This is a genomic window from Paenibacillus sp. JCM 10914 (assembly GCF_001315105.1).
Lineage (GTDB): Bacteria > Bacillota > Bacilli > Paenibacillales > Paenibacillaceae > Paenibacillus_AQ.
Window position 1 is genome coordinate 54763 of sequence record NZ_BAZR01000001.1, and the last position, 22533, is coordinate 77295.

Annotated in this window: 19 protein-coding genes and 1 pseudogene; 16 read left to right on the plus strand and 4 right to left on the minus strand. The window is 49.7% G+C overall.

The annotated features are described in order from the left end of the window. Positions 1-98 precede the first annotated feature (98 nt). A complete protein-coding gene (locus tag JCM10914_RS31610) occupies positions 99-1166 on the plus strand; it encodes a penicillin-binding transpeptidase domain-containing protein (protein WP_023956031.1) in 1068 nt (355 codons plus the stop codon). Beyond that, complete coding sequence (locus tag JCM10914_RS31615) at positions 1106-1900, plus strand: penicillin-binding transpeptidase domain-containing protein (protein ID WP_370570212.1); 795 nt, start codon at positions 1106-1108, stop codon at positions 1898-1900. Before JCM10914_RS31610 ends, JCM10914_RS31615 begins: the two co-directional genes overlap by 61 nt. On the opposite strand, the gene ytvI is transcribed toward JCM10914_RS31615, so the two are convergent. Further along, positions 1837-3021, minus strand: coding sequence for a sporulation integral membrane protein YtvI (gene ytvI / locus JCM10914_RS00305; RefSeq protein ID WP_023956033.1), 1185 nt, complete (start codon positions 3019-3021; stop codon positions 1837-1839). The two genes, JCM10914_RS31615 and ytvI, sit on opposite strands and share 64 nt — an antisense overlap. Before the next feature lie 147 nt (positions 3022-3168). Here ytvI and JCM10914_RS00310 point away from each other — a divergent pair, with 147 nt between their 5' ends. After that, the gene (locus JCM10914_RS00310) at positions 3169-4557 is read left to right on the plus strand and encodes a polysaccharide deacetylase family protein (protein ID WP_023956035.1); all 1389 of its coding nucleotides are present in this window, start codon (positions 3169-3171) and stop codon (positions 4555-4557) included. Positions 4558-4681: 124 nt separating this feature from the next. Here JCM10914_RS00310 and ilvD read toward each other — a convergent pair whose 3' ends face one another. After that, positions 4682-6370 (minus strand): dihydroxy-acid dehydratase, encoded by a 1689-nt coding sequence (gene ilvD / locus JCM10914_RS00315; protein ID WP_023956037.1) that lies wholly within the window; start codon positions 6368-6370, stop codon positions 4682-4684. Positions 6371-6612: 242 nt separating this feature from the next. Next, positions 6613-6852 (minus strand): annotated as a pseudogene (locus tag JCM10914_RS00320) (KGG domain-containing protein); the annotation flags it as partial. Positions 6853-7058: 206 nt separating this feature from the next. Here JCM10914_RS00320 and JCM10914_RS00325 point away from each other — a divergent pair. The 3 genes from JCM10914_RS00325 to mgrA all read left to right on the plus strand — a co-directional run bounded on the left by JCM10914_RS00325 (position 7059) and on the right by mgrA (position 9766). Then, positions 7059-7826, plus strand: a complete 768-nt coding sequence (locus JCM10914_RS00325; RefSeq protein WP_023956041.1) for an HAD family hydrolase — start codon at positions 7059-7061, stop codon at positions 7824-7826. Between the two features lie 36 nt (positions 7827-7862). Beyond that, a complete protein-coding gene (locus JCM10914_RS00330) occupies positions 7863-8615 on the plus strand; it encodes an NAD-dependent protein deacylase (protein ID WP_023956043.1) in 753 nt (250 codons plus the stop codon). A 140-nt stretch (positions 8616-8755) separates the two neighbouring features. After that, the gene (mgrA, locus tag JCM10914_RS00335) at positions 8756-9766 is read left to right on the plus strand and encodes an L-glyceraldehyde 3-phosphate reductase (protein ID WP_023956045.1); all 1011 of its coding nucleotides are present in this window, start codon (positions 8756-8758) and stop codon (positions 9764-9766) included. A 123-nt stretch (positions 9767-9889) separates the two neighbouring features. Here mgrA and JCM10914_RS00340 read toward each other — a convergent pair whose 3' ends face one another. Then, on the minus strand, positions 9890-10768 hold the full coding sequence (locus tag JCM10914_RS00340; protein ID WP_023956047.1) for an AraC family transcriptional regulator: 879 nt from the start codon (positions 10766-10768) through the stop codon (positions 9890-9892). A 194-nt stretch (positions 10769-10962) separates the two neighbouring features. Here JCM10914_RS00340 and JCM10914_RS00345 point away from each other — a divergent pair, with 194 nt between their 5' ends. The 10 genes from JCM10914_RS00345 to ptsP all read left to right on the plus strand — a co-directional run bounded on the left by JCM10914_RS00345 (position 10963) and on the right by ptsP (position 22391). Next, on the plus strand, positions 10963-12111 hold the full coding sequence (locus tag JCM10914_RS00345) for a galactokinase (RefSeq protein WP_036716838.1): 1149 nt from the start codon (positions 10963-10965) through the stop codon (positions 12109-12111). Position 12112: 1 nt separating this feature from the next. Next, positions 12113-13099 carry a UDP-glucose 4-epimerase GalE gene (gene galE, locus JCM10914_RS00350; protein ID WP_023956051.1) on the plus strand — a complete coding sequence of 329 codons (987 nt, stop codon included), beginning with the start codon at positions 12113-12115 and terminating at the stop codon, positions 13097-13099. Positions 13100-13119: 20 nt separating this feature from the next. Next, complete coding sequence (locus JCM10914_RS00355) at positions 13120-14709, plus strand: UDP-glucose--hexose-1-phosphate uridylyltransferase (protein WP_023956053.1); 1590 nt, start codon at positions 13120-13122, stop codon at positions 14707-14709. A gap of 151 nt (positions 14710-14860) precedes the next feature. Further along, entirely contained in the window at positions 14861-16024 is a 1164-nt protein-coding gene (locus JCM10914_RS00360; RefSeq protein WP_023956055.1) for an iron-containing alcohol dehydrogenase, read from the plus strand. 202 nt (positions 16025-16226) lie between these two features. Next, positions 16227-16760, plus strand: coding sequence for a hypothetical protein (locus JCM10914_RS00365; RefSeq protein WP_023956057.1), 534 nt, complete (start codon positions 16227-16229; stop codon positions 16758-16760). 5 nt (positions 16761-16765) lie between these two features. Continuing rightward, entirely contained in the window at positions 16766-18286 is a 1521-nt protein-coding gene (locus JCM10914_RS00370; protein ID WP_023956059.1) for a flotillin family protein, read from the plus strand. Positions 18287-18460: 174 nt separating this feature from the next. Beyond that, complete coding sequence (gene glcT / locus JCM10914_RS00375) at positions 18461-19312, plus strand: glucose PTS transporter transcription antiterminator GlcT (RefSeq protein ID WP_036716682.1); 852 nt, start codon at positions 18461-18463, stop codon at positions 19310-19312. A gap of 282 nt (positions 19313-19594) precedes the next feature. Then, complete coding sequence (locus JCM10914_RS00380; protein WP_023956063.1) at positions 19595-20320, plus strand: glucose PTS transporter subunit IIA; 726 nt, start codon at positions 19595-19597, stop codon at positions 20318-20320. Between the two features lie 81 nt (positions 20321-20401). Beyond that, a complete protein-coding gene (locus JCM10914_RS00385) occupies positions 20402-20677 on the plus strand; it encodes an HPr family phosphocarrier protein (RefSeq protein ID WP_023956065.1) in 276 nt (91 codons plus the stop codon). Then, positions 20670-22391 carry a phosphoenolpyruvate--protein phosphotransferase gene (ptsP, locus tag JCM10914_RS00390; protein ID WP_023956067.1) on the plus strand — a complete coding sequence of 574 codons (1722 nt, stop codon included), beginning with the start codon at positions 20670-20672 and terminating at the stop codon, positions 22389-22391. The genes JCM10914_RS00385 and ptsP overlap by 8 nt, the downstream gene beginning before the upstream one ends. Positions 22392-22533 lie beyond the last annotated feature (142 nt).

The window sequence follows — 22533 nt, forward strand, 5'->3', positions numbered from 1 at the left end:
GTGGAGTTGGCGGTCTTTTTCTGAATGTACGACTTGATTGATTCATCAGGCGAATGGAAATAATGATGTCATATAGTATAGCTATGGGGGCATCACGGATGAAGCTGATTCGAGAACAGAGAATTAAATATGGATGGTTGATCTTAACACTGCTAATCGCAATCCTGACACTTCGACTGGCATGGGTTCAGCTTGTGATGAGACATCAGCATATGGCCGGTAGTCGTCATACGATGGTTGAAGCATCCGTATCTCAGCGGGAGCGCGGTATTGTGCTGGACTCAGGACGCGGACATTTTACAGATCGTACAGGTCAGCCGCTTACCGGCCGCTTGATCTGGACCGCTGTATTATTTCCCGTAAGCGAAGAAGAACTGGATTCAGTAGGGCCCCAGGTTTCAGAACTTGCCCACATCCTTAAGACCGATGAGGATCAATTGGTGAAGAGCTGGGCAAAACTAACGGAGCCGCAGTTATGGCATGGCCAACATTCGTTGATTCCGCTCTCCTTGACGAAGGATCAGATCGGACAGATACAACAATTAAACATGCCTAGATTAAAGGTAGTTCCATATGAACAGCGTTATGGCAATCGTTCGTCTGGTATGCAATGGCTCGGGTTTGTATCAGGCCAGCGTAAGGAGAGCTTGTATTATCAAGCGAGTCCCAACATAACAGGTACCAGCGGATTAGAGAAGACGATGGATACCTTAATTCGTGGTGAAGGTCCAACGATCGTCTATTATCCGGTTAGCAGCAGCAACCAGTTGATTGAGGATATCAAGCCTATGGTTAAAGCACCGGACAACCCATATTACCCATTGCAAGTAAAGACGACCATTGATGCAAATATTCAGCATGGCATTGAATCGATAACGGAGACCGCGGGGATGAAAGAAGGGGCGGTTGTCGTACTGGACGTCCGCAATGCAGATATCGTGGCGATGGTATCCAGACCCTTCTATAATCCTGAACAGGTTCATCCGTTAGAGGGGCAATGGGAGAATCGCGCGATTAAGGCAGCGACACCCGGTTCTATCTTCAAGCTGGTGACTGCGGCTGCCGCACTGGAAAATAATTTGAGTTCACCGGACGAGGTCTTCCATTGCAGCGGCGAATACGGCAAGTACGGCATGTCATGCTGGAAAACGGACGGACATGGATGATCGGTCTGCGTGAAGGGTTCGCGGAGTCGTGCAATGTTGTATTTGCCACGCTTGCCGAGCGTCTAACAGCCCACGAGATGCTGGACGCCGCCACGGCGTTAGGGTTTGGTCAAACCGTTGGCTGGAGATCAGATGATTTTCTGGGACTTAGAGCATTTGCTCCTTTGGATCAGGAGGAGAAAGGCAGCATCTTCTCAAATGCTGAGGCCGGAACTGATGCAGGTGTTCGAGTCCAGACCGGCATCGGCCAACGGGATGTGACGGTATCCCCGCTGCAAGCCGCCAATGCGATCGTAACCTTGCTGCACGGTGGCGTTAAGACCAAACCGCGTATCTTGCAGCAAGTCCATTACGCGAACGGACAGTTGCTTCAGGACACGGAGCCGCTGGCCGAGCGAAATCGCGCGCAAGGTATTTCCCGGGAAACGGCTTCAATCTTGCTGGAATGGATGGGGGACGTTGTACGAAAGGGAACTGGCAAAAGTCTGGCTCGCAGGCAATGGGAGCTAGCCGGCAAATCCGGTACAGCTGAGGTCAAAGTAAAGGGCCGTGACCGAAATAACCAATGGTTTGTCGGATACGGCCCTGTGGAAAAACCACAGTATGCTGTGGCTGTGCTAGTGGAGAACAGGAGTCCTAACAGTAACAATCAAGCGACAGAAATTTTCGGTCAGGTTGCGGATTTGTTAGCGTCATCTTCTTCCGGACCTGGTTCCGCTTTGGGCGTTGACTGATGATTAGACATGTCCCAAGGAGATACATCAAATTCATCAACCGGAAGGCGAATCCACTGTTGCAGATAGCCTTGTGTTAGCAGTTCTTTGATTAGAATAAGCAAAATCGGAGCCAGAATCAATCCGGCAATACCGAAGATCGATAAGGAGATCATCATGAAAGACAGCATGAGAAACGCCGATGAGACGCCAATCGAATTACCGGTTATTTTCGGTTCAAGGAATTGTCTTGAGATGACGATAACGGCCCACAGTACGATCAAACCGATAGCAAGTCCGGTATTTCCAACGATGAACAAATAAATGATCCACGGAATAAAAATAACAGAAACGCCCAATAAGGGCAGGATATCAAATACAGCACAAATGAGCGCAATCGCCAGTGCATTGCCAGTTCCTAAGATCAGCAGTCCGATTAACACGATCGCAAAGGTAATGCTGACAAGCTTCATCTGGGCTTTTAAATACGAACCGATGGCCTTGAATACATTATCTTTGAGAAAGCGAAAAGCCGTTTTGATCGTTTTAGGCGTCTTTTCCTTCGTGATTCTTCGCCAGCTTCCAATCTCTATGCTGAGGAAGAAAGCAAGAATAATGGCGATACCGAAGTTGGCAATGAAGGACGAGAAGGTCCCAATGAACCCGATAAAGCTGATGATGTAATGGAAAAACGATTCGGCGGCTTGTGCGGCAAGGTTCGTGATATTCTCAAAATAACCATTGATCGTAAATGCCAAATCAGGCGGCAGCGAATCGATCTGGCCTTGGAGAAATAACAAGGTCTCCGAGAAATGTCTCTGTATGGTTGCGGTATATGTTGGCAAGTTCTCCTGCAGGTTCAAGAACTGGGTTACGATAATCACGCCAGCTCCGAATAAGAGCCCTAGAATCACGATTAGAAAGAGGAATACGGATATAGCTGCAGCTAACGGCTTGGAGAGACCCTTACGATTCAGGAATTTGGATAAGGGTTCGATAATGAGAAATACCAGGAATGACAGAAATACTGGCGTGGCGATCTGATATAACTTACTGAACATGAACATGATCAAATAGACAGTTAATACGATTAAGGCGATATCAAATGCGGTTCTCCAGTACTTCTTATACAAGGGAAGCATGTTCGAAGATCGGCTCCTTTACAATGTCTTTGGTAGTAGATACTATTGTACACGATTTGTGAAAAAAAAGCCTATTTCTTTAAGTGCTATGCTAAACTAATATTAGTGCAATCATTTAGAAACAGAACTAAAAAGCGGGGAGTAAGCATGGAAAAATTACTAGTATGGTTGTTTTACCTTTCATCTTTTTATGCATTTATTCCCGGTATCTTGACCCGAATCTTTGGTTTTCGTGTATTTCGAAAGGGAAGTGGTGCACATGAATTTGCTCTAACCTTTGATGATGGTCCAGATCCGGTTTATACGCCGAAGCTGCTGGATTTATTGAAACAATATAATATGAAGGCGACTTTTTTTGTCGTTGGTTCACATGCGGAGCAGCATCCGGATATCGTTAAGCGCATATATGATGAAGGGCATCTGATCGGGATCCACAACTATGTTCACAAGAGTAATTGGTTTATGAGGCCGGTGACTGTGCGAAAACAGATCAAACGAACTGACGATGTCATCTACGCCATTACGGGTGAACGTACTGTTTATTATCGACCTCCGTGGGGGATCGTGAACCTCTTCGATTTCGCCAAGAACACCGGCTGCCGCATCGTGTTGTGGTCGTCCATGTTCAATGATTGGCGCAGCAAGATCGGTGCTGACCGGCTGGCTCAGCGCATGCTTGCCAAGCTTCGTGGTGGAGAGGTCATGCTTCTGCATGATTGCGGAACGACGAAAGGAGCGAATCCTGACGCGCCCGGGCAGATGTTGATTGCACTTGAGCGAGTGCTGCAAGCCGCACAACAGAAGGGACTGAGTAGTATCCGAATCGACGATATGATGACGAAGGAAGGCAAAGCGAAAGCCAAGAAGCTATCCCCATTCAAGCGCTTTATCGTCTCCATATGGCTTTTATGGGAAAAAGGATTCCATGCACTGTTTGGCTTGAAAACCGTAACGCCTGCAGATCCCATGCTTCACTATCGCAAACGGGCATTTACCGGCAAGACTGTCATGATGGAGGATGGCACCCGGCTCGAGAAAGGGGATGAGGTGCTGGAATTGCATTTCGACAACAAGAAGCTGTTTCAGATGGGCAGCCGCTCCCGAACCGAAATGCAGCTGGCGATCCAGATGATCCGCGCCGTTCAGAAAGATCTTCCCGCACTGGCGAACATGGTCATGGATCAGCCTGAGTATAGGGAAGTCAAAGGGCTGTATGCAGTAACCATGATTTCCCGAGGTCCCGAGCAATTCGGATTCCATGTCATGGATTTGCCGCCGGGCTGGTTTGCGAGTTCGACCCGATTATATCTGAAACTGCTGCTCAGCGTCATCCACCCGAAGGGGCAGGCTCGATTTAAGGAAGGCAGCCAGATGTTGGAGCCGAAGATGCTGATGATGCCGACTGATGTTCTCGTCGATCGTTATGCCGAGAAGAAGCCGCCCAAGACGAGTCCTCCGAAGGAAGAGGCGCAGCCTGTGCTCCAGGAACAGATGAACGATCTGGCGGCGGTCGCGAGCGCTACGCAGAGTATATAATATAACAAGATTGAACACAGCCATCATGACTTTCTTTAATCAAATGAACGAAACAAGGGTTATTCCACACAGGGCGCGAACGCTACCTGCGGGAATAACCCTTGTTTATTGGGATGATCCCAGATTAGATTTTCAATATGCCGCCAGAGCTTGCGTTAGTCACGAGCTTGGAATAACGGGCAAGGTAACCGGTCTTCACCTTCGGCTCAAACTCTACCCATTTGCTGCGGCGAATGGCCATTTCTTCCTCGCTAACATCCAATAACTGAATGGTACGATTGATCAGATCCAGCTCAATGGTATCCCCATCCTCGACGAATGCGATCGGTCCACCTTCAGCGGCCTCCGGAGAAATGTGGCCGATGCTGATCCCACGGGAAGCGCCTGAGAAACGTCCGTCCGTGATGAGTCCGACTTTGGCTCCGAGACCCATGCCAGCAATCTGGGAAGTAGGGGCCAGCATTTCCGGCATGCCTGGTCCACCTTTCGGACCTTCGTAACGAATGACAACGACATGGCCTTCCTTAACCTTGCCATTCGCTATGCCAGAGAGTGCTTCATCCTGAGAGTTAAAGCAGATGGCAGGTCCTTTATGATAACCTCCAACCGAAGGATCTACGGCACCGACCTTGATGATGGAGCCTTCCGGAGCCAGGTTTCCGTAGAGAACAGCGAGTCCACCGCGCTCCGAGTAAGGGTTGTCGATCGCATGGATGACATTATGATCCTGGATCTCGCAGCCCTCGACGTTCTCGGCCAGCGTCTTACCCGTTACGGTGATGCGATCGCCATGAATGGCGCCCGGCTTCTTCAGCAGTTCATGGATAACGGCACTTACGCCTCCAGCGGTATGAACATCTTCGATAAAGTAATTGGATGCAGGGGCGAGCTTGGAAATATGCGGAACGCGATCAGCTACTTCGTTGATACGCTCCAGCGGGTAATCCAGACCAGCTTCGTGCGCCAGAGCCAGTGTATGAAGAACTGTATTGGTGGATCCGCCCATCGCCATGTCCAGCGCAAATGCGTTATCAATGGCTTCAATGGTAACAATATCACGCGGTTTCAGATCCATCTTCACCAGTTCCATCAATTGCTTCGCTGATTGCTTTACAAATTCTTTGCGTTCTTCAGCGACGGCCAGGATTGTACCGTTACCCGGTAGAGCAAGGCCGAGCGCCTCGGCAAGACAGTTCATGGAGTTCGCGGTGAACATACCTGAACAGGAGCCGCATGTAGGACATCCGAATTGTTCTAGCTCTAACAGCTCGGCATCATTGATCTTGCCGACCTGATGAGCACCAACGCCCTCGAACACGGAAGTGAGGGACAATTTGTTACCTTTGCTGTCGACGCCGGCTTTCATTGGTCCTCCACTGACGAACACGGTCGGAATGTTTACCCGAAGCGCACCCATGAGCATGCCTGGCGTTATCTTGTCGCAGTTCGGAATGCAGACCATGCCGTCAAACCAGTGAGCAGCAACAACGGTCTCCAGCGAGTCTGCAATAATCTCGCGGCTCGGCAAGGAATAACGCATGCCGATATGACCCATTGCAATGCCGTCATCTACACCAATCGTGTTAAATTCGAAAGGAACCCCGCCTGCCTCGCGGATAGCTTCCTTAACGATCTTGCCGAATTCCTGAAGATGAACGTGGCCTGGAACGATGTCAATATAGGAGTTGCACACGGCAATAAACGGCTTGCCGAAGTCCTCTTCCTTGACGCCTGCCGCACGAAGAAGGCTGCGGTGCGGTGCCCGGTCGAAGCCCTTCTTGATCATGTCTGAACGCATTTTATTAGTAGCCATGATGTCTAATCCCCCCAGATCTATTGTATAATGAATGTATTGCGCTTTAGCGCGTTCTTCCGGCAAAGCAGCCGGGTGCCCCATAACAACGATAGGTTTTAAATGAGTCTATCATAAAAAGGCAGGTTTTTCTACATGATATTAATTAGGAAGCAATGGAAGGAATCCTGTGGTTACGGCATGAAAAGAACCTGTCCCATCAGAAATGGAGCAGGCTCTATAGCATCTGATTTATGTTACTTCTTGCCGCCCTTGCGGCCGATTTCTCGATAAAATTCACGATTGTGGTTGCGAGAGGTAGCTTCGCCGCCTTTTTGCCCAATCTCTTGATAGAAGTCCCGGCTATGGTTCTTGGAAGTTGCCTTGCCGCCTTTTTTACCGATTTCCTGATAAAATTCCCGACTGTGGTTCTTCGCCGTTGCTTCACCACCCAGACGTCCAGCTTCTTCACGGGTCATCTTGCGATTGTTTGATGCAGCCATCATGAATCACTCCTTCCGTTGTATTTGCTTTTCGTATAACTTACTTACCCCGCAAATTTGTCATGAATCAAAGGTTTCGACTAAAGATTGGTAAATTAATTGTGATGACTCCAATCTAACAGAAATCTGATTCAGCAGGTTAAATCACAGTTTATTTCATGGTTTAATAGGAGTATGATTTAGATTGAACAGGGGGTTGTTGGGAATTGCCGGTTCTGGAAATTGAGGGTCGTACCTATTCATGTAAAGCTATACTGTTCGATAAAGACGGCACGCTAGTGCATTTTATGGCGATGTGGGGAGGCTGGACCGATTATGTCCTTACCTTCATGGAAGAACGGTTAGAGATGATGGGCGCTGATTTCGCAGGCTATAAGGAACAAGTACTCGGGACGCGGCATGATTCAACCGGGCGGGTATCCGGTTACGATGTTCAAGGACCATTGGCCATGGGCACCGTGGAAGAAACGACAGGCTTGTTGGCCTGGCAGCTATATGCTGCAGGAATGCCGTGGAATGAGGCGATCGTACAAGTGAACCAGATTACCAAAAATGCCATGTACGAAGTTCGCCAGCAACGGCCCGCTTATCCGATGCCAGGGCTTGCGGATTTTCTTGAACAGTGCCGTCTGGCTTCGGTTCCGATGGCTGTGGTAACATCAGATCAAACCCCCGGTACATTGGAGCAGTTGAGATGGATGGAACTCGATGGTTTTTTTCAAGTAGTGATCGGAAGAGATCAGGTGAAGAACGGCAAGCCGAATCCGGAAATGGCTGAATTGGCCTGTCAGCGGCTGGGTGTCATGCCGGATGAAGTTGTTGTTATCGGCGATAGTAATGGAGATATGCAGATGGCGAAGCAAGCAGGCGTATCGTTGGCAGTGGGAATCTCTGCAGAATCCAAGGATTCCACTCACCTGTTTGATGCCGACGTCGTCATCACCCATTATAATGAACTCAAGGTTTATTGCTAGAGGTACTATTTATGGGCTGTGCGGAGGTGTGGGAGCATGGGGAATAAAGAGAAGATTGAGCAATTGGCAACGTGGATCGAGGCAAGTGATTACATTGTTTTTTTCGGAGGAGCCGGTACCTCGACGGAAAGCGGGATTCCTGACTTCCGATCGGCGGCCGGTTTATACCAGAACGAGCAGCAGTCTCCGTATCCACCGGAGGTTATGCTGAGTTATACCTTCTTCAAGCAACATCCGGAAGTGTTCTACGACTTCTATCGCAGCAAGATGCTGCATCCGGATGCCCAGCCAAACGGCTGTCACCGTCTATTAGCCAAGCTTGAAGCGGACGGAAAGCTGAAGGCGACAATCACGCAGAACATTGACGGATTGCATCAAAGCGCAGGCTGTACGGAAGTCATGGAATTGCACGGCTCCGTGCACCGTAACTACTGCATGGATTGTTCACGATTCTATGGACTACACGATATTCAGGCCATTCAAGATACCGTTCCGCGTTGTCTCTCGTGCGGCGGGTTGATCAAGCCGGATGTCGTGCTATATGAGGAAGAACTGGATCAGAATATCATCCTGCGTTCGATTCAGGAAATATCAACGGCGGACTTACTCATTATCGGCGGCACCTCACTAACCGTTCACCCAGCGGCTGGACTCATCTCGTATTTTCAAGGCAGCAAAGTTGCTCTTCTTAACGCGGACCCAACGCCGTATGACCATCGGGCGGGGCTGTTAATAGCGGATCGGATCGGCGAAGTTATGAACCAGGTGGATCGACTGATCCATATTTAATATGGCTTTTGCTCGTTTCGTTCACCATATTGGAAACGGTAAACGTTTTCTTGTCAAAGGTAAACCAAACACGATAAGATGAGATTGAATCTGTACAAGAGGACATTCATTTTTTATAAATAGAGAGGCAGGGATATAAAGTGACTTATGTGGCCAGTGAGGACCGTTATGAAACAATGAAGTATAACCGTGTTGGGCGATCGGGACTTAAACTTTCGGCAATCTCCCTTGGATTATGGCATAACTTTGGCGGTATCGATACGTATGAGAACGGACGCAATCTAGTGACACGCGCTTTTGATCTGGGCATCACCCACTTCGACCTGGCCAACAACTATGGCCCGCCTGCCGGATCAGCCGAAGAGACGTTCGGAAAAATACTTTCCCGTGATCTGCGGGCATATCGCGATGAGATCGTGATCTCATCCAAAGCTGGTTATTATATGTGGCCTGGACCCTACGGTGATTGGGGTTCTCGTAAATATCTCGTCTCCAGTCTGGATCAGAGCTTGAAGCGGCTTGGAGTAGATTATGTCGATATCTTCTATCATCACCGCATGGACCCGGAAACGCCTCTGGAAGAGACTATGATGGCTCTGGATCATCTGGTGCGCTCCGGTAAAGCGCAGTACGTCGGCATCTCCAACTATTCGCCGGAGAAGACGAAGGAAGCGATCTCGATCTTGAAGAGTCTTGGAACGCCGCTGCTGATTCATCAGCCAAGCTATTCGATGCTGGACCGCTGGGTCGAGAATGGCTTGCTCGACGTGCTGGAGGAGAACGGCGTGGGCAGTATTGCCTTTACGCCGCTTGGACAGGGACTGCTGACGAATAAATACTTAAACGGTGTGCCTGTGGATTCTCGGGCAGCAAGTGCCTCGGTATTCTTGAATGAAAGTAACATCACGCCCGATGTGCTTCGCAAGATCAGGGCCTTGAATCAGATAGCGCAGGCACGTGGACAGAGTCTTGCTCAATTCGCGCTCGCTTGGGTCCTTCGGGAAGGCAGGGTAACCTCGGCCCTGATCGGTGCCAGCAAGGTGAGTCAAGTGGAAGACAATGTAGCGGCCTTGAACAACCTGGAGTTCTCCAAGGAAGAGCTGGATCGGATCGAGGCGATTCTTAAGAAAGAAAGCGAACCGAAAGAATAGGATGTCCAGCATGTCGGAACTGCGAGCAAAAGCTGGCTGGCTATAATAAAATCTCGTGAAGTAATGGCGGTGTTTAGGATATTGATCCTGCACCGTCATTTTTTTGAATCTGGCGACCTGTCATTACGTGTGGTCTTTCCCCTTGATCTGCGAAGCGGCGCCAGTCGCGATACGATATCGGCTCGGAGACTCACCAACCTCACGTTTGAACTGCCGGGAGAAGTACAGAGGATCGGCAAGGCCAACGGATGCGGCAACTTGCTCTATCGACAGATCGGGGCGTTCCCGCAAGATCCGCTTGGACTGATCGATGCGCAGCTTGAGCAGATAGGTGACGGGGGTCATGCCCGTCTCCTGCTTGAACACGCGCGACAAGTAGGCACGATTATAGCCCAGGCTGATGGACATTTGTTCGATGGAGATCGGATGGGCGTATTGAGCAGACATATAACTCATCATTTGCTTCACCATTCGTTGAACTTGCGGTTCCGCGAAGGTGATATGTGATGGTTGTTCGCTGCGGCTCATAATATCCGCCCATATAAGATGAAGGTATCCGGCAGCGGCGATCGGCGCGCTGACTTCTTTAGAATGAAATAGCTGAATGATCTGCTGGATCCAGCCGGATACCTGGCTTTCCGTCGAGATGTGCGCAACCGGTTTCTCTGGAATTAAGCCGATACGATTAAGTTCTTCGCCGACATGGTCTCCGTTAAAGGCGACCCAGCGGTAACGCCATGGATCATGTTGATCCGATGTATAACTTACGATTTCACCGGGATGAATGAGAAAGCAGTCTCCAGGCCTAAGATCGTATACTTCGGATTCGGTTCTAAATATCCCGTGACCGGATTCAACGGCATGTAGCAGATAGTGGTCATAGATTTTGGGTCCAAGCGCATGTTCAGGTTTGGTCTGACTTTCGCCGGCGAACCAGACATGCAGTCTTCCGTGAATAGGCTGCGCCGGGTTAGAAGCAACGGAATAATAGTAAGACTCCATATGGGATGTTTCTCCTTTGGTTATAACGATACGTACTACATAATTCTACAATTTAAAGTCACATAAATCCATATGTAACACACAAGATTTCATTACGACAGTCCTAGGTTTTTTATATAATGAAAGTATCAAATCTACCAAATGTACAGGATGGAGTGAGGAACGTGTTGAAAGAGCAGCTATGGGAACGATTTATGGACAGGTATGGAGAGAGCGAGCATCCAGCTCGCGTGTTCAACGCCCCAGGACGCGTCAATCTGATAGGTGAGCATCTGGATTACAATGGGGGTTACGTCCTGCCGGCGGCGCTGGAGTTCGGTACGACGCTGATTATTCGCAGACGTGATGATGACCAAATATCCTTCACATCCACCAACATGGATGATACTCGTACGATCAGCATTAATGGGGAAGCTCTGAATAGAACGGATCAGTGGACGGATTATCCGATTGGCGTTATCTCAGAGCTGAACAAACTCGGATATCGCCTGAGCTGCGGGTATGACCTGCTGTATCAGGGAGATATTCCGAACGGAGCGGGTCTATCATCTTCGGCATCGCTTGAAGTCGTGACCGCCTTTGCTCTACTGTCCATGGAAGGGAAAGAAACGGACACCGTGGAGATTGCGAAGCTCTCACAGAAGGCGGAGAACCTGTTTATCGGCGTCAACTCTGGTATTATGGATCAATTTGCTGTCGCGAATGGCAAAGCGGACCATGCCATTTTGTTAATGTGCGACACGCTGGAGTATGAGTTGGTTCCATTCCAAACCGGGGCTTATCAAATCGTGATCGCGAATACGAACAAACGCCGGGGGCTTGTCGATTCGAAATACAATGAGCGCCGAAGCGAATGCGATCGCGCGCTTGAGATTTTACAACAGGAAATTCCGGCGCTGACGTATCTGGCGCAGTTGAATCCTGAGCAATTCGCCTCTTTGCAGGACACGATTCAGGATGAAACGGTGAGAAGACGTGCTAAGCATGTCGTGGAAGAGAACCAGCGCGTTCTTGACTCTGTGAAGTCCTTGAGAGCTGGGGATCTTGAAGCGTTCGGTCAATATATGACTCAATCTCATAATTCCTTACGTTATTTGTACGAGGTTACCGGTGATGAACTTGACGCATTGGTGGAAGAAGCGCAGCGGATTCCCGGCACGCTCGGCTCCAGAATGACCGGCGCGGGATTCGGCGGCTGTACGGTTTCTTTGGTTCACCAGGATTCAGTAGAGCGTTTTATCGCCGAAGTGGGAGAGAATTATGAAGCAAGGACCGGTCTGAAGTCAGACTTCTATGTATGCGGAGTAGGACACGGTGTGCACGAAGTTAAGGGAGGGAAATAACATGGCGATCTTGGTAACGGGCGGCGCAGGTTATATCGGTTCGCATACGGTGGCAGAACTGCTGGATCAAGGTGAAGAGGTAGTTGTGATTGACAGCCTGGAGACAGGGCACCGCGCAGCCTTATTAGGCGGTAAGCTGTATGAGGGAGATTTACGTGACAAGGGGCTGCTCAAGCAGTTGTTCTCGGAGAACGATATCGACGCCGTCATTCATTTTGCTGCTAACTCCTTGGTCGGAGAGAGTATGAAGAACCCGGTGAAATACTATGATAACAATGTATATGGTACGCTTTGCCTGCTTGAGGCGATGGAGGAGGCAGGGGTGAAGCGGATCGTGTTCTCTTCAACCGCGGCTACCTACGGTGAGCCTGAGAAGGTGCCGATTGAAGAAGCGGATCGGACGCTTCCGACGAACGTCTATGGCGAAACGAAGCTAACCATGGAACGGATGATGTCCTGGTTCGATACTGTGCTGGGAATCAAATATGTATCCCTGCGTTATTTCAATGCGGCGGGTTCCCATGCAAGTGGCGTAATCGGTGAGGATCATCGTCCGGAGAGTCATCTGATTCCGCTCGTACTTCAGACTGCCCTCAAACAACGACCGAGCATATCGGTATTCGGTGATGATTATTCGACAGCAGATGGAACTTGTATCCGTGATTATATTCATGTCAGTGATCTGGCGGACGCTCATCTAAGGGCCGTTGATTACCTGCGAAGCGGTAAGGACAGCAACGTGTTCAATCTCGGAAATGGGCAAGGATTCTCGGTTAAGGAAGTCATTGAGACAGCGATCAGGGTAACGGGAGTCGACATTCCGGTCGTAACGGAGCCGCGGCGAGCCGGTGATCCAGCCATTCTCGTTGCTTCCTCCGATAAGGCACGCTCCGTACTCGGTTGGACGCCGTCGAAAGTAACGCTGGAAGAGATTATCGGAAGCGCCTGGAAGTGGCACAGCAGCCATCCGAACGGATACGGCAAATGAATCGAGGAGGTATTGAGACGATGATATACGCACCATCAGATACCCCAGATTCGAAGCAGGTTCTCTTGGCCATTGAGTTGCTCGTGAAATTTGCTCATGTCAAAGGTATGATCCATGAGGCGGATATCGATTACAGCCGCAACTTACTGCTTGAGGATTTCGGGTTCAGCGAGCCTTATTTGGAGGAAATCGTAACCGATATTCCTGACGAAGCCCAGCCGATGCTGGACGTACTGATCGATTATGCTGCCGCGCAGGGTTTTATAACTGAGAATACGGATACGTACAGGGATCTACTCGATGCCAAAATCATGGGCAGATTGATGGCCAGACCATCCGAGGTGACAGCGGAGTTCGTGCGAATCCAGCAGGAACACGGGATTGAAGTCGCAACCACCAAGTTCTACCAGCTCTGCGTGGACTCCAATTATATTCGAATGGATCGCGTAGCCAAAAATGAATATTGGCAGCATTCCAGCCCGTATGGCGATATCGAGATTACGATCAATCTGTCCAAACCGGAGAAGAATCCGAAGGAAATCGCGATGGCGAAGCTGCTGCCTCCGCCAGTGTATCCGAAATGCCAGCTCTGCCGCGAAAACGTAGGTTATGCAGGTAGAATCAATCATCCGGCCAGGCAGAATCTTCGGATTATACCACTAGATCTTAATGGAGAGCCGTGGTATTTTCAGTATTCGCCGTATGTTTATTATAACGAGCACTGTATCGTCTTCCATCGTGATCACGTGCCGATGAAGCTGACTCGGGAGACGCTGAATCGTCTGCTTGGGTTCGTGGATGCGTACCCGCATTATTTTCTGGGATCGAATGCCGATCTCCCCATCGTCGGCGGCTCGATTCTGACACACGATCATTTTCAAGGCGGACGCCACACCTTCCCGATTCAAAAGGCACCTAAGATAAAGAAGTTCGGGCATGCTCAGTATCCAGGCGTATCGGCAAGCATCGTGAAGTGGCCGATGTCGGTCATTCGCCTCTCCGCCGCGAACCGGGAGATCCTGCTGGAATGCGCGAGCAGCATTTATGAGAGCTGGAAGTCGTACAGTGATCCGTCCGTTGACATCGAGGCTTATAGCGAGGTTGACGGCGAGCAAGTTCGCCATAATACCGTTACTCCCATCGCACGTCGGGATGAAGCAGGAGGGTATGAGCTGGATTTGGTGCTGCGTAACAATCGCACGAATGCAGAGCACCCTGAAGGAATTTTTCATCCCCACCGCGAGATGTTCCACATTAAGAAGGAAAATATCGGTTTGATTGAGGTGATGGGTCTTGCGATCCTTCCAGGAAGACTGAAGGCTGAGCTTGATCAGATCGCCGATATTCTAGCCGGGGACCAAGCCTTGCTTGCAGCGAGTGATGACCCGGGTCATGCCCTTGCAGTACACAAGGAATGGATTGAAGAACTGCGAAGCCGCGGTAGTGAAGCCAAGAGTAAATCGGAAGCGGTCGATATGATTCGCGAAGAAGTAGGCCATAAATTCACTACGATCTTGGAGCATGCCGGTGTATTTAAACAGTCTTTCGTTGGCCAAGAGGCCTTTGAGCGCTTCCTCCATCAGATCGGATTCAGAACCGAGCGGGATTAAACGAGGAATGGATCGTCTTTAAAGCCGTGATAACAGCCTCGTCTTTTCGATATGAAAAGGCGAGGCTGTTTGTGATATCAGGGCGGAATAGTATAAAATAATAAAGCATGTGTTCATAAACGGATATACACTCGAGGAGGCATGGATCAATATGAGACCTTTTGCATTTCAGAATCCGACGCGGCTCATCTTCGGCAAAGGCAAGCTGAGTGCGTTGCAGCAAGAATTGTCCCAGTATGGCCGTAATATATTGCTAGTCTATGGTGGAGGCAGCATCAAACGCAGTGGGTTGTATGATCAAGTGATTTCCATTCTTCAGGAGGCAGGAAGCCTGGTTACCGAGCTCAGCGGCGTTGAGCCTAATCCCCGTCTCTCCACGGTTCATAAAGGCGTAGCGCTATGCAAAGAACATAACATCGATCTCATCTTGGCGGTTGGCGGAGGCAGTGTGCTTGATTGCTCGAAAGCCATCGCTGTTGGTGCTAAATATGATGGCGATATGTGGGATTTCGTTGAGCGGAAAGCCGTTCCCCAAGCGGGGCTGCCCCTTGGCACAATCTTGACGATGGCAGCAACCGGGTCCGAAATGAATGGCGGCTCGGTGATCTCGAACGAGGCAACGAAGGAAAAGATGGGCTGGGGAAGCCCGCACGCTTATCCTGCCTTCTCAATTCTGGATCCTGTCCATACATTCTCGCTGCCACGTGACCAGACGGTGTATGGCGTCGTTGATATCATGTCTCATGTGCTTGAACATTACTTCCATCAAGACACCAATACGCAGGTGCAGGACGGGTTCTGTGAGACGATTCTTCGAACGATGATCGACACCGCTCCGCGTCTGATTGAAGAGCTGGATAACTACGAGCTGCGCGAGACGACGATGTACTGCGGTACGATGGCACTGAATGGAATGATCAGCATGGGCTTGGCCGGTGATTGGGCTACGCACAATATTGAGCACGCCGTATCGGCGGTGTATGACATTCCACATGGCGGCGGGCTGGCGATTCTGTTCCCGAACTGGATGAAACACAACGTAAGTGCAGACCCGGCACGCTTCAAATCGCTGGCGGTGAATGTATTCGGGATCGATCCGGCAGGGAAGAGCGATGAGGAAACGGGGTTGGAAGGGATTCAGGCGTTGCGAGATTTCTGGAACTCCATCGGTGCTCCTAGCACTCTCAGTGCTTACAACATCGACGACAGTGAGATCGAAGCCATGGCTGACAAAGCCATGCGCTTCGGACCCTTCGGCAACTTCCGCAAACTTAAGCGTGAAGATGTGGTCGAAATCTACAAGATGTCCCTTTAAAACAGGATAATTTGGTTGAAACAGAACATCACTATGGTAGCCTGCCGAGGCGTTGGAAGCTCGGCAGGTATTTTCATTTTGAAGCAGAAATAAAGATATGGAGAGATTTTCATACGATTGAGGCAAATAATTGAAACTTTAGTAAATCTTTTGCCGTATTACTTGTTATACACAGTAAGGATTTTCAGAGGGGGCATTTCACATGGAAGCGATATACTTGGGCTGTCTGATTGGTGGTGTACTGTTCGCTATCGTATCGGTTATACTGGGAGATATTTTAAGTTCGGCGCTTGACGGATTACTTGATTTTTTATCCGTGGACTTCTTCAATCCGGTGGTCATTGCCGGGGGAATCACCGTCTTTGGCGGTACCGGTATTATGCTAACTAAGTACACTGACATGACTACAGGCGCTCATGTAACGCTGTCCGTCTTATCAGCCATCGTCATATCGATTATTGTCTACTTCGGTTATGTGAAGCCGATGGAGAACAGCGAGAATTCGACAGGCTTCTCCATGAAAGAGCTTGGTGGCAAGATCGGAGTCGTAACCGTACCGCTTCCAACCGAGGGCTTCGGCGAAGTTATGGTGAAGGTCGGGGCGAGTAATACCTTGCACACGGCATCCAGCTTTGATCGTAAGAAGATAGCTGCCGGTGATCGTGTGGTCGTCATCGATGTGGTAGACGGTGTCCTGAGAGTGTCCGAACTGGAAGAACGAAAAGGAGATGATTGATTAGCATGCCAGAGTATTTAGTTGTACCGTCCATTGTTGTAGCTGTTATTGTCGTATTGGGGCTAGCGTTCTGGGCTCGTTACAAAACGGTGAGTCCAGATGAAGCCATGATCGTTACTGGGTCATTCCTCGGGAGCAAGAACTTATCGGAGGATGAAACGGGTCGAAGAATCAAAATTGTTCGTGGTGGCGGCGCTTTTATATTACCCGTATTTCAGCGCTCAGAATTCGTATCGCTCTTATCTCATAAACTAGACGTTATGACCCCTGAAGTATATACGGAGCAAGGCGTTCCGGTTATGGCCGATGGAGTTGCTATCATCAAGGTAGGCAGCTCAATCGAAGATGTAGCGACTGCAGCTGAGCAATTCATGGGTAAGCCGATTGAAGCGCTGAAGGGCGAAGCACAAGAAGTGCTCGAAGGCCATCTTCGTGCGATTCTGGGCTCCATGACCGTTGAGGAAGTCTATCGTAATCGCGACAAGTTCGCTCAGGAAGTACAAGGGGTGGCAGCAAGAGACCTGAAGAAGATGGGTTTGCAGATCGTTTCTTTCACGATCAAAGATGTTCGCGATAAACATGGATATCTGGAAGCCCTTGGTAAGCCGCGGATCGCAACGGTTAAGCGGGATGCGGAGATCGCTGAAGCGGAGGCTGTGCGGGATGCACGTATCCAGAAAGCTCGTGCGGAAGAAGAAGGGCAGAAGGCTGAGGTTATCCGTGATACGAATATCGCTGAAGCTGAGAAGGAAAAGGAACTGAAGGTTGCTTCCTTTAAGAAGGAGCAGGATACAGCGAAGGCTGAGGCGGACCAAGCCTATCATATCCAGGAAGCGCGTGCGAAGCAAACGATGGTAGAAGAGCAGATGAAGGTAGAACTCGTACGTAAAGAGCGTGAGATCGACCTGCAAGCCAAGGAAATCATGGTACGTGAGAAGCAATATGATGCCGACGTGAAGAAGAAAGCGGAAGCCGATCGTTATGCGGTTGAACAAGCGGCAGAAGCTGACAAGGCTCGTAAGATGCGTGAGGCTGATGCGCTGCAATACTCGATTGAGACGCAAGCGAAAGCTTCTGCCGAGCAGAAGCGTCTGGACGGTATGGCGGTTGCAGACGCAGAACGTGCGAAAGGTACGGCGGAAGCAGAGGTTATACGTCTGCGCGGTCTTGCCGAGGCGGAAGCGAAAGAGAAGCTGGCTGAAGCATTCTCCAAATTTGGAGAAGCGGCGGTACTCGATATTATTGTCAAAATGCTGCCTGAGCTTGCTGGCAAAATTGCTGAGCCGATGTCTTCCATCGATAAGCTTACGGTTGTGGATACCGGTAAAGGCGAAGGCGCTGCTCGCGTAAGCAATTATGTTACGGAACTGATGGCTACCGCGCCGGAGATGCTGAAGAGTGTATCCGGGGTAGATCTGGAGGCATTGATTCAGGGACTGACGAAGAAGCCTGCTGCGGCCCATAAACCGGTCGTGGTAGAGCCGGAGCTGGCTACAGTGGAAACAAGTGTAACGAAAGAAGATTAGGTTCACAACCTCCATTAAGAGGGAATGACAGCATCAAATACGGGATCATGACGGTTCACAGTAAGGCAATGGCGGTGCTTGGGATGTTTCCTGCACCGCCATTGTTTTTGCCCAGGGCGTTATTTTTTGATAAGATATCCGGGTACATGTGATGATGAATAAAGAGGTGCGAATGTGAGCAGCTTACAAGTGGCCAAAGTGCTGAATAATAACGTCATTATTGCAAGTCATCCTCATCATGGCGAGGTTGTTGTTATCGGGAAGGGCATCGGGTTTAACAGAAAGGCGAGGGATATGATTCCTGCTTCTGCTGCAGAGAAAATGTTCATACTCACGAAGCCTGAGGAGCAAGAGCAATATAAGCAACTCGTTTCCCATGTGGATGAGCGATTGATCGAAGCGATGAACGATATCGTAATGCATGCAGCCAGAGCCAGTGGTACGAACCTCAATGAGCATATTCACGTTGCGCTAACCGATCATATTGCGTTTGCAATGAAGCGTCATCGTCAGGGATTATTTATTCATAATCCTTTTTTATATGAGACACGTGAGCTCTATCCGGAGGAATACAGAATGGCCGAGTATGCGGTCAAAACCATCCATGAGCGGCTGGGGATCGATCTCGGTGAGGAGGAGGCTGGTTTGATCACGCTTCATTTTCACGGGGCCCTGACGAACCAGCATGTGTCGGAGGTGCGTAAACATTCCGAGTTGATCGCGGATCTGATCCATACGATTGAGTCACAACTGAATTTGGTCATCGCAAAAGACACGTTGGACTACTCCCGTCTGTTGACTCATCTCCGATTTGCGCTTGAGCGCATTCGGCGAGGTGAGAATGTGACGGAGACCAGCTCATTGGATGAATTGCTGAAGCGGGAATATCCGGAGACATATTCGCTTGCGTGGAAGCTGACCAAGATGATGGAGCAGCGGCTGAAGAAGCCGGTATACCCGGCAGAGGTTAGTTATTTGACCGTCCATCTGGAGCGGATTATTGAGCGCAATGAGCATGGCGATTAGCGCAGAAGGAACAATTGGATAATCGATGCGGTGTGGTTGCAAGGCAACTGAAACGGTGTTACAATACGGTCTGTAATAAAGTGAGGGCACAACTGAATATGGACACGTGTAACTGATTCGATCAGGCATGAGTAACGCAGGAAAATTGGTTGTTTTTACCCTTTAAGGGGTAATCTAATTATTAAGATTAGGACAGCTGGATTTCCTTAGGTACTCATGCCTTTTTTGATTGTCTGACCAAATCGACGTCATGAACACCAGCGACGGAGGTGCAGGGAATTCATGAATAGGGTAACAAACCATGGCAGTCTTAGTCAGCTGTCAAGCCACATTATGGCTGCGCTTGGAGGTGAGACGAACATTGCCTTTCTGGATGCTTGTCTTTCTCGTCTACGGGTGAAGGTAAGAGATCGAGCCATCGTGGACGATGCTCGGCTAGAACAGCTTGGGGCTGTGGGTGTGATTGAAACGGGGGATCAGATTCATGCCGTATTCGGTTTTCAATCCGGCAAACTCAAGTCCGAGATTCAGAGCCTGATCAATCAAACGATCGTGGAACAGAAGATGGAACCTGCCCGAGGACGGCATACTTCATTGGATAGCCCCAGCGTAGTTGCGGAGAACATCGTATGCCCTGTTGCCGGCGAATTGATCGACATATCGCAAGTACCTGATCCAGTCTTTGCGCAGCGTATGACGGGGGACGGCTTCGCGGTTTTCCCCAGCCACGGTTTATTTGTGTCTCCGGTAAAGGGTAAGATCGTTCATATTGCCCCTACCCAACATGCAGTTGCCGTCATGTCGGATGGTGGCATGGAAGTGCTGCTGCATGTTGGGGTGAATACAGTCAAACTAAGGGGACTTGGATTTGACGTGCTGGTCCAAGAAGGCGAAGCGGTGAAAGCCGGCCAGCCGATCATGCAAGTAGATTTGCAATTAGTCAAGGAGAGGCTCATTCGATCATATCGCCCGTTATTTTCTCCAACCTGCCCGAAGGGGCTGTGGTGAAATTGAATACATCCGGAGCAGTCAGACAACGTGAATCCGGTATCGTTACTATCCAAATTTAATGAAAGAGAGCTGATACACATGCAACAGACATTCAGAATTATTGACGAGGACGGAATCCATGCACGGCCAGCGACGGCTTTGGTGAATACGGCGAATAAATATCAGGATACCGAGGCTTATGCAGAGGCGAACGGCAAGAAAGTAACATTGAAATCGATATTAGGCGTTCTCTCCCTTGGCTTGGAGGAAGGAAATATGCTGACTTTGATTGCCGAAGGCGGCAATGAAGCCGAAGCTTTAGCTGCTCTTCAAGAAGTGATGATTGGGGAAGGGCTAGGAGAGCTCTATGAATAATGTGAAAGGAATCGCGGCTTCTGCCGGAATCGCGATAGCAAGGGCTTTTATCGTAGAGCATCCGGATTTTGCGGTGATTCGCAAGCAAGTTGACGATGTCGAAGCCGAAATCAACAAGCTGAATGCGGCACTGGCTCAGTCCAGGTCGGAGCTTGAGGATATCAAAGCACGCACGCATGAGGAATTGGGGGAGAAGAAAGCGGAGATTTTTGAATCCCACCTGCTTATCCTGGGTGATCCTGAATTGATTGATCCGGTTAAAGCTAGAATCACATCGGAATCCGTCAACGCAGAGTTCGCATTGAATGAGACGGCAACCCAATTCATCGAGATGTTCGAGAATATGAAGAGCGCCTACTTGCAGGAGCGGGCCGCCGACATGCGAGATGTGACTAAGCGCATTCTTAAGTTTCTGCTTGGGCTCGACTATGTCAGCCCCTCTGAGATTAATGAGGAAGTCATCGTAGTAGCGGAGGATCTAACCCCTTCCGATACGGCACAATTGAACCGAAATTACGTTAAAGGGTTTACGACGAATATCGGGGGACGTACTTCTCACTCGGCAATTATGGCGCGTTCGCTGGAAATTCCCGCTGTGGTGGGAACGAGAAATGTGCTTGGTGCCGTTCAGAACGGTGATTTAATGATCGTTGACGGCATCGATGGCGAAGTTATCATTAATCCGAGTGATGAGATCGTGGCGACATATCGCAACAAACAGCAGGTCTATGCTAAGCAAGTGGAAGAGTGGAGCAGGCTGCGACTGGAGCCGACGATGACCAGAGACGGCGTACACGTTGAACTGGCGGCGAATATCGGGACTCCGAACGATGTGACTGGCGTGCTCGAGAACGGCGGGGAAGCGGTAGGCTTGTATCGAACCGAGTTTTTGTATATGGGCAGGGATAAACTCCCCTCTGAAGAAGTTCAGTACGTGTCTTATAAATCAGTACTCGAAAAAATGGAAGGCAAGCCGGTCGTCGTCCGCACGCTTGATATCGGCGGAGACAAGGAGCTGCCTTACCTAGATCTGCCGAAGGAGATGAATCCGTTTCTTGGGTATCGAGCGATCAGGCTTTGCCTGGACCGCCAGGATATTTTCCGCACGCAATTGCGGGCGCTGCTCCGTGCAAGCGTTCACGGCAATTTGCGGATCATGTTCCCCATGATCGCAACGCTGACTGAGTTCCGTGAAGCGAAGTCGATCCTGGAAGAGGAGAAGGCTGGATTGCTGGCTGCAGGGACTGCGGTATCAGAACATATTCAGCTTGGCATTATGGTTGAAATACCTTCCACCGCGGTCATGGCGGATCAATTCGCCAAAGAGGTGGATTTCTTCAGCATCGGTACGAATGATCTGATTCAATATACGATGGCAGCTGATCGCATGAATGAACAAGTGTCTTATCTATATCAGCCGTATAATCCGGCGATTCTGAAACTGATCCACATGGTGATCAGCGCTGCACATCGCGAAGGCCGCTGGGTCGGCATGTGCGGGGAGATGGCGGGCGACCAGACCGCTATTCCGATTTTACTGGGCCTTGGTTTAGACGAATTTAGTATGAGTGCTACTTCAATCCTGCCTGCTCGCAGTCAGATCAGCAAGCTGTCACGCAGTGATATGCAGGCGCTTGCGGAGAAAGCACTGAATCTTGCCACTGCGGAAGAAGTCGTTGCACTTGTACAATCGATCGGAACGGATTCGGTATAAGTTTGTTACTGCGCATTGATATTGATAGCATCTGTCCTGTTGGGCAGATGCTTTTTTTGTTCAAAATGAAAGACACTAGGCATAATTGCTAGTATAATAGCCTAAATATATGGATAAATGGCTTAAAACCCAAGCCAAATCA